This window comes from Rhodobacter capsulatus, assembly GCF_003254295.1.
Lineage (GTDB): Bacteria > Pseudomonadota > Alphaproteobacteria > Rhodobacterales > Rhodobacteraceae > Rhodobacter > Rhodobacter capsulatus.
On the sequence record NZ_QKZO01000004.1, the window covers coordinates 91,846 to 106,399 of the forward strand.

The window sequence follows — 14,554 nt, forward strand, 5'->3', positions numbered from 1 at the left end:
GGCAAGATGAAATGAATGACTTTCCGTCTGAGACGGTTCAGCCATACCCCCGCCTTTTCCTTGGCAAAATACGCACTTGTTTCTTTTCGGGGGGTGCGGGGGGCGGAGCCCCCCGCGGGTCGCCTCGGGCCTGCCCGAGGCGAAATCTCACCCCTCGAGCCAGTCCAGAATCATCCCCGAAAGCCCGTCCGGCGCCACCTCGTGGATCAGATGCCCGCCGTCGATCCGCTTGAGCGTCGCCATCGGCAGGAACCGCGCCGCATCGGCCGAGACATGGGCGGGCACCGCCCGATCGCCATTGCCCGCGATCAGGAACACCGGTTTCGCGATCCGGGGCAGGGCGCCGATGAGCGGCCCCAGCTCCCATTGCGCCATCATCCGCAGCCCGCCATCGACATGCTCGGGATTCTGGATCAGCGCCGTGTATTGCGCCTTGCCCGCCGCGTCGATCACCGAGCCGGTCATGTCGAGAAGCTGCCCGATCCGTTGGCGCGAGGCGCCAAAGCGCGTCACCAAGGGCGCGGTGAAGGGCAGGGCGGCCAGACCGCGCGCCATCATCGGGAAGATCACCCCAGCAACGCCCTCGAAATGATCCAGCGCCGCGTTGATCCCCACCACCCGCGGCACCGGCGTGTCGAGCGCCATCTGCAACGCGATGGCGCCGCCCGCGGAATGGCCGATCACCGCGTCGGGCATCACGCCCATGTGCTGGCAGAGCTTCCACAGATCCTCGGCCATCGGTTTCAGGCCAAAGCGGTGGCGCGCGGTTGACCGCGAGCAGCCATGCCCCGGCAGATCGGGCACGATCACCCGATAGCGCGCGGAAAACCCCGGGATCATGCGGCGAAAGCTGTGCCCCGAGGCGCCAAGCCCATGCAACAAAAGCAACACCGGCCCGTCAGCAGGGCCGGTGTCGATCACCCACCAGTCGATGGGCCCGACCCGGTGTCGCGCCGCCGCCGACCGATAGGGCCAGTTCGCCGGCAACGCGCGTGGGTCCATGTCTATGCCTCCAGAGCCGCCCCCAGAACGTCGGCCATCTTGTGCGCCGTCGCCCTTGGCAGGGCAATGTAATGGGCGTCCATGGTGCGGGCAAGCTCGACCAGCGCCGGATTGGGCCGCATCGCCGTGTCGATGATCACCGCGGGCATGCCGCAGGCGCGGATCGCCCGGGCGACCTTGGTCGCCTGTTCCCCCGCCAGCTCCCGGTTCGCGGTGCCGTCGAGTGCAATGTTCCCGCGCCCATCGGTCAGAAGCGCGATCGTCGGCGTCATGCCGCGGCTTCGCGCCTGTTTCGCCGTCGCCATCGCCATTTCCATCCCGCTGGCAAGCGGCGTGCCACCGCCCCCCGGCAGGCCCTGCAGCTGCCGCTTCGTCTGCGTCAGCGAGCGGGAGGGTTGCAGCAGCACCTGCGCCGCCGTGCCCCGGAAGGTGATCAGCGACACATGGTCCCGCGCCGCATAGGCCCGGCCCAGCAGCAGTTCGACCGCGCCCTTGGCTTCCGACAGCCGCGCCACCGCCGCCGAGCCCGAGGCATCGACGGCAAAGATCAGCACGCGGTCGGACATTTCCTTGCGCCGCTTGATGTGGATGTCGGAGGATTCGACCAGAAGCACCCGTTCCGTGCCCGCAGGCGCCTGACGCCGCCGCAGCCCCTGCCAGGGCGCGGCCGAGCGCAGCGTCGCCACCAGATCGATCTTGGCGTCATCTTCGAGCTTGCCCTTGCGCGAGGGCAGGGGGCGGCCGCGACGGTTGCCGATCTGCTCTTGCCCGGCGCCCTGACCGCCCGACGCGGCCCGCAACCGGCTGCCCATGTTCAGCGTTTGCAAGATGTTGTCGGGCAGCATCGCGCGGACGGCTTCGACCACGATCTCGGGCGGGATGCCGTCAAGCGGGTCGATCTGATCCTGCTCGTCCTGCTGGTTTTCGCCCTCGTTCGGCTCGGGCGGTTCCGGCGGCGGCGGCGGAGGGGGCGGCGGCGCCTCTTGCAGCGGCAGCGCCCGATGCGCCAGCGTCAGTTCCGCAGCATGCAGCACGTCCTCGGCCTCGACCGTGGTGCGGCCCGCCAGAGCGGTCAGGATCCGCGCCGCGGTCAGCGCCAGCATCGGCGCGCGCAGGCTCGATATGCCCAGCTGCCGACAGCCCTCGACGATCTCGCCCACCCGCTCGGCGGGCATCTGCACCTGCGGCAGCAGGGCGCGGGCGCGTTCCACCGTCGCGGTGTCGGGCAAAAGCCCCGGCCCGTCAAGCGACCGCACCTCGGAGAGATCGACGAACAGCCCGAGCCGGTCGGCCACCGCATGCGGCAAGGCCTCGTCGGGTTCGGCGGCTTCATCGAGCGCGATCAGCGCATGCTGGCGCAGATCGAGCGCCTGCGCTAAGCGCGCGCCCAGTTTCGCCGTGCAGCGTTCCGCCATCGGCAGGATGAAGACGCTGGGCCGATCCAGCAGCCCGCCCTTCAGGACGGGCTTGCCGGAATGCAGCGTCTCGGCGACGTCCAGCCCGCCGTAAAGCGCGCCATCGTCCACGTTCGGCGGCAAACGACGCAGCGCCATCGGGAAGGGCAGCTTCGCCAGCGTGTCGGTGAAGGCCAGCCGGATCGGACCCGCGCGCGAGCGCAGCCACAATCCGCCGACCGCGGCGGGGTCGACCGTCAGCACCGCAAGGGCCGACTTCAGGCGTTCGTGGTCCATGTTACGGCAACGTTTCTTCGACCGTCCGGGCCACGCGGGCCGTCGAGCCAGCTTCATCAAGGGGATCGCGGCGCAGACGGTGCGAGAGCGCCATCGTCGCCACCCGCTTCAGGTGATCGCGACCGACCGCCGCCGCGCCTTCGAGCGCCGCCAAGGCACGGGCAGACCGCAGCAGCGTCAGCTCGCCGCGCAGACCGTCCGAGCCAAGCGCGATGCAGAGCGCGGCGCAGTCATAAAGCGCGGTGTTGGGCGCCTCGACCTTCGGCAGGTGCTCGCGCGCCGCAAGGATCTGGGCGCGGATCTCCATGTCCTTCGGCCGCCATTCTTCCAGAAACGCTTTCGGATCGGCGTCATAGGTGTCGCGGCGACGGATCACCTCGACCCGGGTCTCGACGTCGCGGGGCGACAGAACCTCGACCGAGAGGCCGAAACGGTCGAGCAGCTGCGGCCGCAAGTCACCCTCTTCGGGGTTGCCCGAGCCGACCAGAACGAAACGCGCCGGGTGGCGGATCGACAGCCCGTCGCGTTCCACCACGTTCTCGCCCGATTGCGCCACGTCCAGCAGCAGGTCGACGATGTGATCTTCCAGCAGGTTGCATTCGTCGATGTAAAGATAGCCGCGGTTGGCCCGGGCCAGCAGGCCCGGTTCGAACGCCTTTTCCCCTTTCGAGATCGCGCGCTCGATGTCGAGCGCCCCCACCACGCGGTCTTCCGACACGCCGAGCGGCAGATCGACGACCGGGGTCGGCTTGCGCACGATCTCGGTCGAGAGCACGGTGGCCCAGTCGGGGATCATGTCCACGTTCGGCGAGGACACCGGGCAGCCCGCGACCGCCTCGATCTCGGGCAAAAGCGCCGCCAGCGCCCGCACCGCGGTCGATTTGCCGGTGCCGCGGTCGCCAAAGACCAGAACGCCGCCGATGCCGGGATCAACCGCGGTCAACAGCAGCGCCAGTTTCATGTCTTCCTGACCGACGATGGCCGAAAAGGGAAAGACGGGTCTCGTCTTCGCGCCCGAAGCAGAGGGTTGAAGTCGAGCGTCGGCGGTAGTCATGCAGTTTCCCTTTCCAAGACTTGGCTGGCGAGCGGGTCCTTGCCCATCCAGCTTCCCTCGGTCCCGAGCAGACGGAACCGGGCATAGAGTTCTTCGGTGAACCAACCTTCTTCACGCGCAGCGCGGATCGCCCTGCCATGCGGCGTGTCGCCGCGGGCGAAGGCGTTCATCTTTGCCACATCCGGCCAGATCGAGAAAGTCACTTGATGGAAAAGGGGAATCTCTCCGATCCCGATCTTGAACATCAAGTTCTGATCCTCGCCGACCTTTTGGGAAATATTCGGCACATGCGACCAGAAGGCGCCCGCCTTGTGCGGCTTGATCGAGGCGCGGGTCAGCGCGACGACGGGCTCGTCCGGGCTGGGTTCGGCGGGTTTTTCGGGCAGGAAGGCGTTCACGCCGCCCCAGGTGCCGCGCGCCGACAGCGGTTGCAGGTGAAAGACCAGCGTTTCCGTGGCATGCGCCCGCCAGCGCTTCCAGACCGGATGGTTCGTCGTCACGTCGCGGGCATCGGCCTCATTGTCAAAGGCCGCCATGATCGCCCAGACGCGCCAGTTCGGCTTGGGCGTGAAGCCCTCGCCGGTGCCCGATCCGCACAGTTTGTAGAACTTGACCCGCGGCTCGTCGTGAAGGGGGCGGCGGGACAGGATCATCTGGCTGATGATCCACGGCAGCGAGCTTGTGCCGTCAAAACGGAACAGGCTGAGTGAGGCGACAGGCATCTACGTCCTCCCCTATGAAGTGTAACGGGATATTTACATGTCGGGCCCTTGTAATGGAAGGCCTCAGACGTTTTGTCGCGAGACAGCGTCGACAGTTGTAAATCGGAATTGACGACCTATCATCCCCCCAATGCAACCAAAAACTACCGAAGAGACCATGTCCAAGAACACAGAAGGTATGGGTCGCGCCGTTGTCATCGGTGCCGGCCTTGGCGGTCTTGCCGCAGCGATGCGGCTGGGCGCAAAAGGTTACAAGGTGACGGTCGTCGATCGTCTGGATCGGCCCGGCGGGCGTGGGTCTTCGATCACCAAGGGCGGATATCGATTCGACCTTGGCCCGACCATCGTCACGGTGCCGGATCGGCTGCGCGAGCTTTGGGCCGATTGCGGGCGCGATTTCGACAAGGACGTGAGCCTTGTCCCGATGGAGCCCTTTTACACCATCGATTTCCCCGATGGCGAGAAATACACCGCCTATGGCGATGACGCCAAGGTCAAGGCCGAGGTGGCGCGGATCAGCCCCGGCGATGTCGAGGGCTTCCGCCATTTCATGTGGGACGCCAAGGCCCGCTACGAATTCGGTTACGAAAACCTCGGCCGCAAGCCGATGAGCAAGCTGTGGGACCTGATCAAGGTTCTGCCGACCTTCGGCTGGCTGCGCGCCGACCGCTCGGTCTATGGCCATGCCAAGAAGATGGTGAAGGACGAACATCTGCGCTTCGCGCTGTCGTTCCACCCGCTCTTCATCGGCGGCGACCCCTTCCACGTGACGTCGATGTATATCCTCGTCAGCCAGCTCGAGAAGAAATTCGGCGTCCATTACGCGATCGGCGGCGTGCAGGCGATTGCCGATGCGATGGCCAAGGTGATCACCGATCAGGGCGGCGAGATGCGGATGTCGACCGAGGTCGACGAGATCCTGGTGTCGCGCGAGGGCAAGGCCACCGGCATCCGGCTGATGGACGGGACCGAGCTTCCGGCGCAGGTCGTTGTCTCGAACGCCGATGCGGGCCACACCTACAAGCGGCTTTTGCGCAACCGCGACCGCTGGCGCTGGACCGACGAGAAGCTCGACAAGAAACGCTGGTCGATGGGGCTTTTCGTCTGGTATTTCGGCACCAAGGGCACGGCCAAGATGTGGAAGGATGTGGGCCACCACACCGTCGTCGTCGGGCCGCGCTACAAGGAACATGTTGCCGACATCTTCATCAAGGGCGAGCTGGCCGAGGACATGAGCCTTTATGTCCACCGTCCCTCGGTCACCGATCCGACCGCGGCGCCGAAGGGCGACGACACGTTCTACGTCCTCTCGCCGGTGCCGAACCTTGGCTTCGACAATGGCGTCGACTGGTCGGTCGAGGCCGAGAAATACAAGGCCAAGGTCTTGAAGGTGATCGAGGAACGGCTGCTGCCGGGGGTCACTGACAAGATCACCGAGGAAGTGGTCTTCACGCCGGAAACCTTCCGCGACCGCTATCTGTCGCCGCTGGGCGCCGGGTTCTCGCTTGAGCCGCGGATCCTGCAATCGGCCTGGTTCCGCCCGCACAATGCCTCGGAAGAGGTGGACGGGCTCTATCTGGTCGGCGCAGGCACCCATCCGGGCGCCGGTGTGCCCTCGGTGATCGGCTCGGGCGAGATCGTCGCGCAGATGATCCCCGATGCGCCGAGGCCCGAGACCCCGGCGGAGGCTCCGGCGGCGGCATCCAAGGCCCGGACCCCCCGGGCCAAGGCGGCGCAATGATCTCGACCGAGGATATGGTGGTCTGCCGGGAGCTGATCCGCACCGGCAGCTACTCCTTCCATGCGGCGTCGAGGGTTCTGCCAGCGCGGGTGAGAGACCCCGCGCTGGCGCTTTACGCCTTTTGCCGGATCGCCGATGACGAGGTGGACGAAGTCGGCCATCGCGACAAGGCGGCGGCGGTGTGCAAACTGGGGGATCGGCTGGAGGACATCTATTCCGGCCGTCCGCGCAACACGCCTTGCGATCGCGCCTTTGCCGCGGTGGTCGAGGAATTCGAGATGCCGCGCGAATTGCCCGAGGCGCTGCTGGAGGGTCTGGCCTGGGATGCCGAGGGGCGGTGGTATCACTCGCTTTCCGACGTGCAGTCCTATTCGGCGCGGGTGGCGGCCGCTGTCGGCGCGATGATGTGCGTGCTGATGCGGGTGCGCGACCCCGATGCGCTGGCGCGGGCCTGCGATCTGGGTCTGGCGATGCAGATGTCGAACATTGCCCGCGACGTCGGCGAGGATGCGCGCGCCGGGCGGCTGTTCCTGCCCACCGACTGGATGCTCGAGGAGGGCGTCGATCCGCACGCCTTCCTGCGCGATCCGCAGCCCGGCAAGGGCATCCGCCGGGTGACCGAGCGGTTGCTGAACCGCGCCGACCGGCTTTACTGGCGTGCGGCGACCGGCGTGCGGCTTTTGCCCTTTGACTGTCGGCCGGGGATCATGGCCGCGGGCAAGATCTATGCCGCGATCGGCGCCGAGGTGGCGAAGGCGAAATACGACAACATCACCCGGCGCGCCCACACCACCAAGGGCCGCAAGCTGTGGCTGGTGGCGAATTCCGCGATGACGGCGACGGCGGGTTCGATGCTGCCGCTGTCGCCGCGGGTGCATGCCAAACCCGAGCCCGAGGTGGCCTATCTGGTCGATGCCGCGGCGCATCGCAACCTGAATCCCGAGCGCTCGGAAGTGCTGATTTCGGCGCTGATGGCGCTGAAGGCGCGGGATCGCGGGCTGGTGATCGACCGGGCTTCCTGACGGGCCGCGACGGTTCGTCACTGGACGTGTGCGCGCCCCGGGTCCACAACGGGGCGTGTCCACAACCGGAGGCCATCATGAGCCTGACCCTGTTTGCCGTCTATTTCGTCGCCTGCGCCTGTGCGGGCGCGACCGGAGCGATCTTCAGCCCGGGCGCCTGGTATGAGAGCCTGAAGAAACCGAGCTGGGTGCCGCCGAACTGGCTGTTTCCCGTCGCCTGGTCCACGCTTTACATCCTGATGTCGATTTCGGCCGCCCGCATTTCCGGGCTGGCTGGCGAAAACGAACTGGCCGTTCTGGGGCTGGCCTTCTGGGCGGTGCAGATCGCGGTCAACACGCTTTGGACGCCGATCTTCTTTGGTCTGCGGCGTCTGGGCGGGGGGATGCTGGTGCTGACGCTGCTCTGGCTGAGCGTCTTTGCCACCTGCGTCCTGTTCTGGAGCGTCGATTGGGTCTCGGGGCTGATGTTCGTGCCCTATGTGATCTGGGTGACGGTGGCGGGCGCGCTGAACTTCAGCGTCTGGCGGCTCAATCCGGGCGAAAAGCCGGTCACGCTCTGACCGGCGGGCCCGACCCCGAGGATTGAAGGCCCCGCCGGCAGCACCGGCGGGGCCTTTTCGTCAGTCCTTGTGCTTCCACCCGGCCCGGCGTGGCACCCGCACGGCCAGCATCGGCTTCAACACCGGCTGGCGGAACCGCACCAGATCCAGCGCCTCGTGCATCCCCACCGTTTCCTCGCCGTCGATTGTCGTGCGCATCAGCGCGCGGGAATAGAACGGCGCCTCCAGCAGGGAATGGACCCCCGCCGGATGCGCGCCCGGATCGCAGCGGGTTTCACGCCGCACGAACCAGGGCGTGCGTTTCATCTTCACGAGCGGCGGCGGGGTGTCGATCTCGCAGACCGAGCCGTCCGGATTGATCTGCACCGCCAGGGCGACCTTGGTCCGGTCCAGCCGCGTCGCATCATAGAAACAGACCGTCCGATCCTTCAGCGGGAACCGCCCCCAGGTCCAGAACGAGAAATCCTCCTCCAGCGCGCGGGTGCCGAAATTGGCGTCGAAATAGCCGTGCCCGGTCCATTTGTGCCCGGGCGCCAGATCGACCTCGACATCGGCGATGGGCGCGAAAGGCCGCCAGGTGTGGCCCGCATCGGGGGTCAGCCGTACCTCGACCCCGGTCACCGCGCGCGGCGTCAGCACGACCCGGCCCTTGAGCTTGCCAAGCTTCGGCAAAGCCCCCCATTCATCGACATCGATCACCAGCTCCTTGCCGGTCCAGGTCAGCTTCGAGGGCCCGACCTGAAACACGTCGCGCGATTGCCGCAGCGCGGACCGCCCGCGGTCGGTCATCGTGAAGCGCCCGTCGGTGCCGGTCGTCACCATGTTGATGCAGCAGTGGTTCTGCGGCTCGCGACGGCCCGACCAGCGATACCACGGGCTGAATACCGAGCCGATGAAGGCGATCATCGAGAAGGCCTTTTCGCCGTCGTCCGAGATGCCGTCGCAATACCACCAGGCGTAGCCGTTCGGCCCTACTTCGCGGCGGAAATCCGGTCCGCCAGCAAGGCCCGTGCTGCATGCGTCCCGGAAGTCAGCGCCATGGGCACCCCGGCACCCGGGTGCGTTCCCCCACCCGCCAGATAGAGCCCCTTGAGCCCCGTCCGGGCCAGAGGCCGCCGGAACGTCGCCAGCGTCCCCTCTGGCGAGCCGCCGTAGATCGCCCCCAGCGAGCCCGGGAACCGCCGCGACAGAAGCGCCGGTGTCGTCAGCGCCCGGGTTTCCGGATCCGGGCTGAAGGTCAGTCCCATCGCGGCGAGCATCGGGAAGGTGCGTGCCCTGCATTGTGCCTCCTCCTGAGGAAAGGGTTGATGGCCTGCGGGGCCGTTCATGATGATCTCGAAACGTTCGATCTCCGGCACCGGGGCCTGCATCTCGCGGTCCTGTGCACAGATGTAAAGCGTGGGCTCCTCGGGCATCTCGCCCGCGCCGATCGGGCCGAATTCCAGCTCCGGATCGGCGGTGAAGAAGACGTTGTGATGCGCCAGATCGACGCCGATCGGGGTGGCGCCAAAGGCCCAGACCCAGGCCGAGAGGCTGGGGGCGGGGCGGGGCGATTTCTCCATCGAGGCGCGGGCGGCAGCGCCCAGAAGCCCGTCGCGCAGCGCGCCCGGATCGCCGTTGAAGATGCAGGCGCCGCAGGGGATCGAGGCGCCGGTCTCGATCTCGACCGCACTCACCCGGCCTTCCTTGCGCACGATGCGCTTGGCCTTGGCGCCGTAATGGAACCGCACGCCCTTCGCCTCGGCCACCCGGGCCAGCGCGGCGGCGACGCCATGCATCCCCTCGCGGATCGCCCAGACGCCCTGCACCTCGGCCTGCCAGATCAGCGAGAGCACCGCGGGCGTCGCCCCCGGACGGCCGCCGACATAGGTGGCGTAACGGCCGAACAGCTGCGCCAGCCGCGGATCCTTGAAGTGATGGGCGAGCAGATCGCGCATCGTCAGACCGGGGCGCAGCGCGGGCCACAGTTGCGGGCGCGTCATCGTTGCCGCAGCGATTCGCAAAAGGTCCGGCTTCGGCGCCGCGATGACCGAGCGGTGGAACGCCTCCCACAGCCCCGTCGTCAGGTGATCGAAGCGGCGGAATGCCGCAGCCTCCTTGTCGCCGGCAAAGGCGCGGATCGCCTCGATATTGGCCTCGGTGTCGGTGAACAGATCAAGGCTGGAGCCGTCGGGCCAGAAATGCCGGGCGAGTCGGGGCAGGGGGATCAGCGTCAGATGCTCCTCGGCGCGGGTGCCGCAGGCGGCGAAAAGCCCGTCCAGAACGTGGCGCATCGTCAAGACCGTGGGCCCCGTATCCGCAGGGCCGCCCGGCGTCGGAACCGCCCTTGCCTTGCCGCCCGGAGCATCGCCCGCCTCAACCACCGTGACCCGAAGGCCCGCCGCCGCCGCACCGATGGCGGCCGCAAGGCCCCCCATTCCGGCGCCGATCACCACGACGTCCGTTTCACTTCGCATCTCTCGCTCCCGCACGCACCGCCGTCCGCACCCGCCTGGGAGTGCAATTTTGTCCCATATTCTTGGGTGTAACTTTCAGTTTACACAGGTAGGTGCGAATGCCAATGTGCGTCGTGACGCAGCGGAGGGCTCTGTCATGTCTCTGGATAAACGTATCGAGTCGGCGCTGGTCAAGGCGCTGTCGCCCGAAGCTTTGGGCGAATCTCCGCCGTTGCTTGCCGCCGCGCTGCCTTACGGGGTGTTTCCCGGCGGCGCGCGGATCCGGCCGACGATCCTTGTGTCGGTCGCGCTCGCCTGTGGCGACGATTGCCCGGCCATCACCGATGCCGCGGCCGTGGCGCTGGAGCTGATGCATTGCGCCAGCCTCGTGCATGACGATCTGCCCGCCTTCGACAATGCCGACATCCGGCGCGGCAAGGCCTCGCTGCACAAGGCCTATAACGAGCCGCTGGCGGTTCTGGCGGGTGACAGCCTGCTGATCCGCGGCTTCGAGGTTCTGGCCGATGTCGGCCCCGTGAACCCCGAGCGGGCGCTGAAGCTGATTTCGAAACTCGGTCAGTTGTCGGGCGCGCGCGGCGGGATCTGTGCCGGTCAGGCCTGGGAAAGCGAATCCAAGGTCGATCTGGCCGCCTATCATCAGGCGAAGACCGGGGCGCTCTTCATTGCCGCGACCCAGATGGGGGCGATTGCGGCGGGCTACGAGGCCGAGCCCTGGTTCGATCTGGGGATGCGGATCGGCTCTGCCTTCCAGATCGCCGACGATCTGAAAGACGCGCTGATGTCGGCCGAGGCGATGGGCAAACCTGCCGGGCAGGACATCGCGAATGAACGCCCGAATGCGGTCAAGACGATGGGGATCGAAGGGGCGCGCAAACATCTGCAAGATGTGCTGGCGGGGGCGATCGCCTCGATCCCGTCCTGCCCCGGTGAGGCGAAGCTGGCGCAGATGGTGCAGCTTTACGCCCACAAGATCATGGACATCCCGGCCAGCGCCGAGAGGGGCTGATCGTGCCGAAGGACGACCACACGGGCGCGACGGCCGACCGGACCGCGCAGCCGACGGGAACGGGAAAGCAACCGCTGGTTCCGGGCCAGCCCGGGGCGGTGCCGGTGCAGCCGGGGCGGGTGAATTTCTTCACCCGGATCGCGCTCTCGCAACGGCTGCATGAGATCTTCGAGCGCCTGCCGCTGATGAACCGCGTCACCCGGCGCGAGGGCGAGGCGCTGTTCGACATCGTTTCGGGTTTCGTGCAAAGTCAGGTTCTGCTGGCGATCGTCGAATTCCGGGTGCTGCACATTCTGGCCGGGGCCTCATGGCCCTTGCCCGCGCTGGCCGAACGCACCGGCCTGGCCGAGGACCGGCTGGCGGTGCTGATGCAGGCCGCCGCCGCGCTCAAGCTGGTGAAGTTCCGCCGCGGGCTCTGGCAACTCGCGCCGCGCGGCGCCGCCTTCATCACCGTGCCGGGGCTCGAGGCGATGGTGCGCCATCACCCCGTTCTCTATCGCGATCTGGCCGATCCGGTGGCTTTCCTGAAAGGCGACATCGAACCCGAGCTGGCGGGCTTCTGGCCCTATGTCTTCGGGCCTTTGGCGCAGGAAGACGCGGGTCTGGCCGAGCGCTATTCGCAGCTGATGGCCGACAGCCAGCGCGTCGTCGCCGATGATACCTTGCGGCTTGTCGATCTGCGCGATGCCAAGCGGGTGATGGATGTGGGCGGCGGCACCGGGGCTTTCCTGCGCTCGGTCGCCAAGCATTATCCCGAGCTGCCGCTGACGCTCTTTGACCTGCCGCATGTGCTGGCGGTGGCGGACCGCTTCAGCCCGAAGCTGGATTTCGCGCCGGGCAGTTTCCGCGACGATCCGATCCCGCAGGGCGCCGATGTCATCACCTTGGTGCGCGTGCTGTATGATCATCCTGACAGCGTGGTGGAACCGCTTCTGGCCAAGGTCCATGCCGCGCTGCCGCCGGGCGGCCGTCTGATCATCTCGGAAGCGATGGCGGGGGGCGCAAAACCCGACCGCGCCTGCGATGTCTATTTCGCCTTCTACACGATGGCGATGAGTTCGGGGCGCACAAGATCCCCCGAAGAGATCAAGCAAATGCTTGAAAAGGCCGGGTTCGCCAAGGTTTCCAAGCCGCGTGCCCTGCGCCCCTTCATCACCTCGGTGATCGAGGCCGAACGCGGCTGACACGGTTGCGTTCGGGCCCGGTTCTGACCCGGGGGTCAGAAAGTCGCACATCCGTCTGTCGCAAAAGTGTCTAATCAAATTGACAGTCGGGCGTGTAAGTTCAATGATACACATAGGCGTGATCAGCCCGACTCTCCGGCGTGATCATACCGGGAGCACGTAATGGAAACGCAAGTCGTCATAATGTCCGGGCCCAAGGCCATCTCGACGGGCATCGCCGGTCTGACCGACCCCGGACCGGGGGACCTCGTCGTGGATATCGCCTATTCGGGCATTTCGACTGGCACCGAGAAATTGTTCTGGCTCGGCACCATGCCACCCTTCCCGGGCATGGGATATCCGCTTGTTCCCGGCTACGAAAGCTTCGGAGAGGTCGTTCAAGCCGCCCCCGACACCGGCTTCCGACCGGGCGATCACGTCTTCGTTCCCGGCGCCAACTGCTTCACCGGCGGCCTGCGCGGGCTGTTTGGCGGCGCCTCCGGGCGTCTTGTCACCGCCGCCTCGCGGGTCTGCCGTCTTGATCCCGGCATCGGCCCCGAGGGCGCGCTGCTGGCACTGGCCGCGACCGCGCGGCATGCGCTGGCGGGCTTCGACAATGCGCTGCCCGATCTGATCGTCGGCCATGGCACCCTTGGGCGGCTTCTGGCTCGTCTGACCATCGCCGCCGGGGGCAAGCCGCCGACCGTGTGGGAAACCAATCCTGCCCGGCGCTCGGGCGCGGTCGGCTATGAGGTTCTGGACCCCGAAGCCGATCCCCGGCGCGACTACAAGGCCATCTATGACGCCTCGGGCGCGCCCGGTCTGATCGACCAGCTCGTCGGGCGTCTGGGCAAGGGCGGGGAACTGGTGCTCTGCGGCTTCTATACGGTGCCGGTCAGCTTCGCCTTCGTTCCCGCCTTCATGAAGGAAATGCGCCTGCGCATCGCCGCCGAATGGCAGCCTGCGGATCTCTCCGCGACGCGCGCGCTGATCGAAAGCGGGGCGCTCTCGCTCGACGGTCTCATCACCCACCGTCGCCCCGCGGCGGAAGCGGCCGAGGCCTATCAGACCGCTTTCGAAAACCCCGACTGCCTGAAGATGATCCTTGACTGGAAAGATGCAAAATAATGACTGACGCACCCAACCTGAAGGGATTTGACGCCCGTCTGCGGGAAGAAGCCGCCGAAGAGCCCACGCTCGAAATCCCCGAGCAGCCGCCGACCAAGAAGACGCAGATCATCGCGATCTACGGCAAGGGCGGTTCGGGCAAGTCCTTCACCCTGGCCAACCTGTCCCACATGATGGCCGAAATGGGCAAGCGCGTGCTGCTGATCGGCTGCGACCCGAAATCGGACACGACCTCGCTTCTGTTCGGCGGCAAGAACTGCCCGACGATCATCGAGACCGCGACGAAGAAGAAGCTTGCGGGCGAGGAAGTGAAAGTCGGCGATGTCTGCTTCAAGTCGGGCGGCGTCTTCGCGATGGAGCTGGGCGGGCCGGAAGTCGGCCGCGGCTGCGGCGGTCGCGGCATCATCCACGGCTTCGAGCTTCTGGAAAAGCTCGGCTTCCATGACTGGGATTTCGACTTCGTCCTGCTTGATTTCCTTGGCGACGTGGTCTGCGGCGGCTTCGGCCTGCCGATCGCCCGCGACATGGCCCAAAAGGTGATCGTGATCGGCTCGAACGATTTGCAATCGCTTTACGTCGCGAACAACGTCTGCAACGCGGTCGAATATTTCCGCAAGCTCGGCGGCAATGTCGGCGTGGCGGGGATCGTCATCAACAAGGATGACGGCACCGGCGAGGCGCAAGCTTTCGCCCGCGAGGTGGGGATTCCGATCCTGGCCGCGATCCCGGCTGATGAAGAGCTGCGCCGCAAATCGGCCGCCTATCAGATCGTCGGCACCCATGCGACGCCCTGGGGCAAGCTGTTCGAGGAACTGGCGGGCAATGTCGCCGATGCGCCGCCCTTGCGGCCGCGCCCGCTCTCGCCCGATGCGTTGCTGGGCCTGTTCGAGACCGACGAGGAAACCCGCGTCGTCGAACTGGTCCCCGCGACCGACGAAGACCTGCGTGGCTCGAATGCCGCGCCGAAGAAATCTCTGGAAGTGATCTACGACGATGTGTGACCGCACTG

General features: G+C 66.7%; 13 protein-coding genes. 7 read left to right on the forward strand and 6 right to left on the reverse strand.

Annotated elements, in window-relative coordinates; translation table 11 throughout:
* Positions 1 to 147: 147 nt before the first annotated feature.
* Genes bchO through crtA form a run of 4 tightly spaced genes read right to left on the reverse strand, consistent with a single transcriptional unit; the run spans position 148 to position 4,469 of the window.
* Positions 148 to 1,002: an alpha/beta fold hydrolase BchO gene (bchO, locus tag LY44_RS06980; RefSeq protein ID WP_055209577.1), complete on the reverse strand. Its 855-nt coding sequence runs from the start codon at positions 1,000 to 1,002 to the stop codon at positions 148 to 150.
* A gap of 2 nt (positions 1,003 to 1,004) precedes the next feature.
* Positions 1,005 to 2,693 (reverse strand): magnesium chelatase subunit D, encoded by a 1,689-nt coding sequence (locus LY44_RS06985; protein WP_055209576.1) that lies wholly within the window; start codon positions 2,691 to 2,693, stop codon positions 1,005 to 1,007.
* Between the two features lies 1 nt (position 2,694).
* On the reverse strand, positions 2,695 to 3,747 hold the full coding sequence (bchI, locus tag LY44_RS06990; protein WP_055209575.1) for a magnesium chelatase ATPase subunit I: 1,053 nt from the start codon (positions 3,745 to 3,747) through the stop codon (positions 2,695 to 2,697).
* Complete coding sequence (gene crtA / locus LY44_RS06995) at positions 3,744 to 4,469, reverse strand: spheroidene monooxygenase (RefSeq protein ID WP_055209574.1); 726 nt, start codon at positions 4,467 to 4,469, stop codon at positions 3,744 to 3,746. Before crtA ends, bchI begins: the two co-directional genes overlap by 4 nt.
* Positions 4,470 to 4,626: 157 nt before the next feature.
* Here crtA and LY44_RS07000 point away from each other — a divergent pair, with 157 nt between their 5' ends.
* From LY44_RS07000 to tspO, 3 genes are all read left to right on the forward strand, one after another.
* Positions 4,627 to 6,210, forward strand: coding sequence for a phytoene desaturase (locus LY44_RS07000; protein ID WP_055209573.1), 1,584 nt, complete (start codon positions 4,627 to 4,629; stop codon positions 6,208 to 6,210).
* Positions 6,207 to 7,232, forward strand: a complete 1,026-nt coding sequence (gene crtB, locus LY44_RS07005) for a 15-cis-phytoene synthase (protein ID WP_055209572.1) — start codon at positions 6,207 to 6,209, stop codon at positions 7,230 to 7,232. The genes LY44_RS07000 and crtB overlap by 4 nt, the downstream gene beginning before the upstream one ends.
* A gap of 77 nt (positions 7,233 to 7,309) precedes the next feature.
* Complete coding sequence (tspO, locus tag LY44_RS07010) at positions 7,310 to 7,792, forward strand: tryptophan-rich sensory protein TspO (RefSeq protein ID WP_055209571.1); 483 nt, start codon at positions 7,310 to 7,312, stop codon at positions 7,790 to 7,792.
* 60 nt (positions 7,793 to 7,852) lie between these two features.
* Here the strand turns inward: tspO and crtC are convergent, their stop codons facing one another.
* Both crtC and crtD read right to left on the reverse strand, forming a co-directional pair.
* Positions 7,853 to 8,698, reverse strand: a complete 846-nt coding sequence (gene crtC / locus LY44_RS07015; protein ID WP_081024433.1) for a carotenoid 1,2-hydratase — start codon at positions 8,696 to 8,698, stop codon at positions 7,853 to 7,855.
* 65 nt (positions 8,699 to 8,763) lie between these two features.
* Entirely contained in the window at positions 8,764 to 10,248 is a 1,485-nt protein-coding gene (crtD, locus tag LY44_RS07020) for a 1-hydroxycarotenoid 3,4-desaturase CrtD (protein WP_055209570.1), read from the reverse strand.
* A 136-nt stretch (positions 10,249 to 10,384) separates the two neighbouring features.
* Between crtD and LY44_RS07025 the strand changes: the two genes are divergently transcribed.
* From LY44_RS07025 to LY44_RS07040, 4 genes are all read left to right on the forward strand, one after another.
* Positions 10,385 to 11,254: a polyprenyl synthetase family protein gene (locus LY44_RS07025; RefSeq protein ID WP_055209569.1), complete on the forward strand. Its 870-nt coding sequence runs from the start codon at positions 10,385 to 10,387 to the stop codon at positions 11,252 to 11,254.
* A gap of 2 nt (positions 11,255 to 11,256) precedes the next feature.
* Positions 11,257 to 12,438 carry a methyltransferase gene (locus LY44_RS07030; protein WP_055209568.1) on the forward strand — a complete coding sequence of 394 codons (1,182 nt, stop codon included), beginning with the start codon at positions 11,257 to 11,259 and terminating at the stop codon, positions 12,436 to 12,438.
* Positions 12,439 to 12,600: 162 nt separating this feature from the next.
* Positions 12,601 to 13,545 (forward strand): chlorophyll synthesis pathway protein BchC, encoded by a 945-nt coding sequence (gene bchC / locus LY44_RS07035; protein WP_055209567.1) that lies wholly within the window; start codon positions 12,601 to 12,603, stop codon positions 13,543 to 13,545.
* Entirely contained in the window at positions 13,545 to 14,546 is a 1,002-nt protein-coding gene (locus LY44_RS07040) for a chlorophyllide a reductase iron protein subunit X (protein ID WP_055209566.1), read from the forward strand. The genes bchC and LY44_RS07040 overlap by 1 nt, the downstream gene beginning before the upstream one ends.
* Positions 14,547 to 14,554 lie beyond the last annotated feature (8 nt).

Coding starts and splice junctions, on each gene's coding strand:
- LY44_RS07000 (WP_055209573.1), top strand. CDS start 4,627: ATGTCCAAGAACACAGAAGGTATGGGTCGCGCCGTTGTCATCGGTGCC.
- crtA (WP_055209574.1), bottom strand. CDS start 4,469: ATGCCTGTCGCCTCACTCAGCCTGTTCCGTTTTGACGGCACAAGCTCG.
- tspO (WP_055209571.1), top strand. CDS start 7,310: ATGAGCCTGACCCTGTTTGCCGTCTATTTCGTCGCCTGCGCCTGTGCG.
- LY44_RS07025 (WP_055209569.1), top strand. CDS start 10,385: ATGTCTCTGGATAAACGTATCGAGTCGGCGCTGGTCAAGGCGCTGTCG.
- bchO (WP_055209577.1), bottom strand. CDS start 1,002: ATGGACCCACGCGCGTTGCCGGCGAACTGGCCCTATCGGTCGGCGGCG.
- crtB (WP_055209572.1), top strand. CDS start 6,207: ATGATCTCGACCGAGGATATGGTGGTCTGCCGGGAGCTGATCCGCACC.
- bchC (WP_055209567.1), top strand. CDS start 12,601: ATGGAAACGCAAGTCGTCATAATGTCCGGGCCCAAGGCCATCTCGACG.
- LY44_RS07040 (WP_055209566.1), top strand. CDS start 13,545: ATGACTGACGCACCCAACCTGAAGGGATTTGACGCCCGTCTGCGGGAA.
- bchI (WP_055209575.1), bottom strand. CDS start 3,747: ATGACTACCGCCGACGCTCGACTTCAACCCTCTGCTTCGGGCGCGAAG.
- crtC (WP_081024433.1), bottom strand. CDS start 8,698: ATGATCGCCTTCATCGGCTCGGTATTCAGCCCGTGGTATCGCTGGTCG.
- crtD (WP_055209570.1), bottom strand. CDS start 10,248: ATGCGAAGTGAAACGGACGTCGTGGTGATCGGCGCCGGAATGGGGGGC.
- LY44_RS06985 (WP_055209576.1), bottom strand. CDS start 2,693: ATGGACCACGAACGCCTGAAGTCGGCCCTTGCGGTGCTGACGGTCGAC.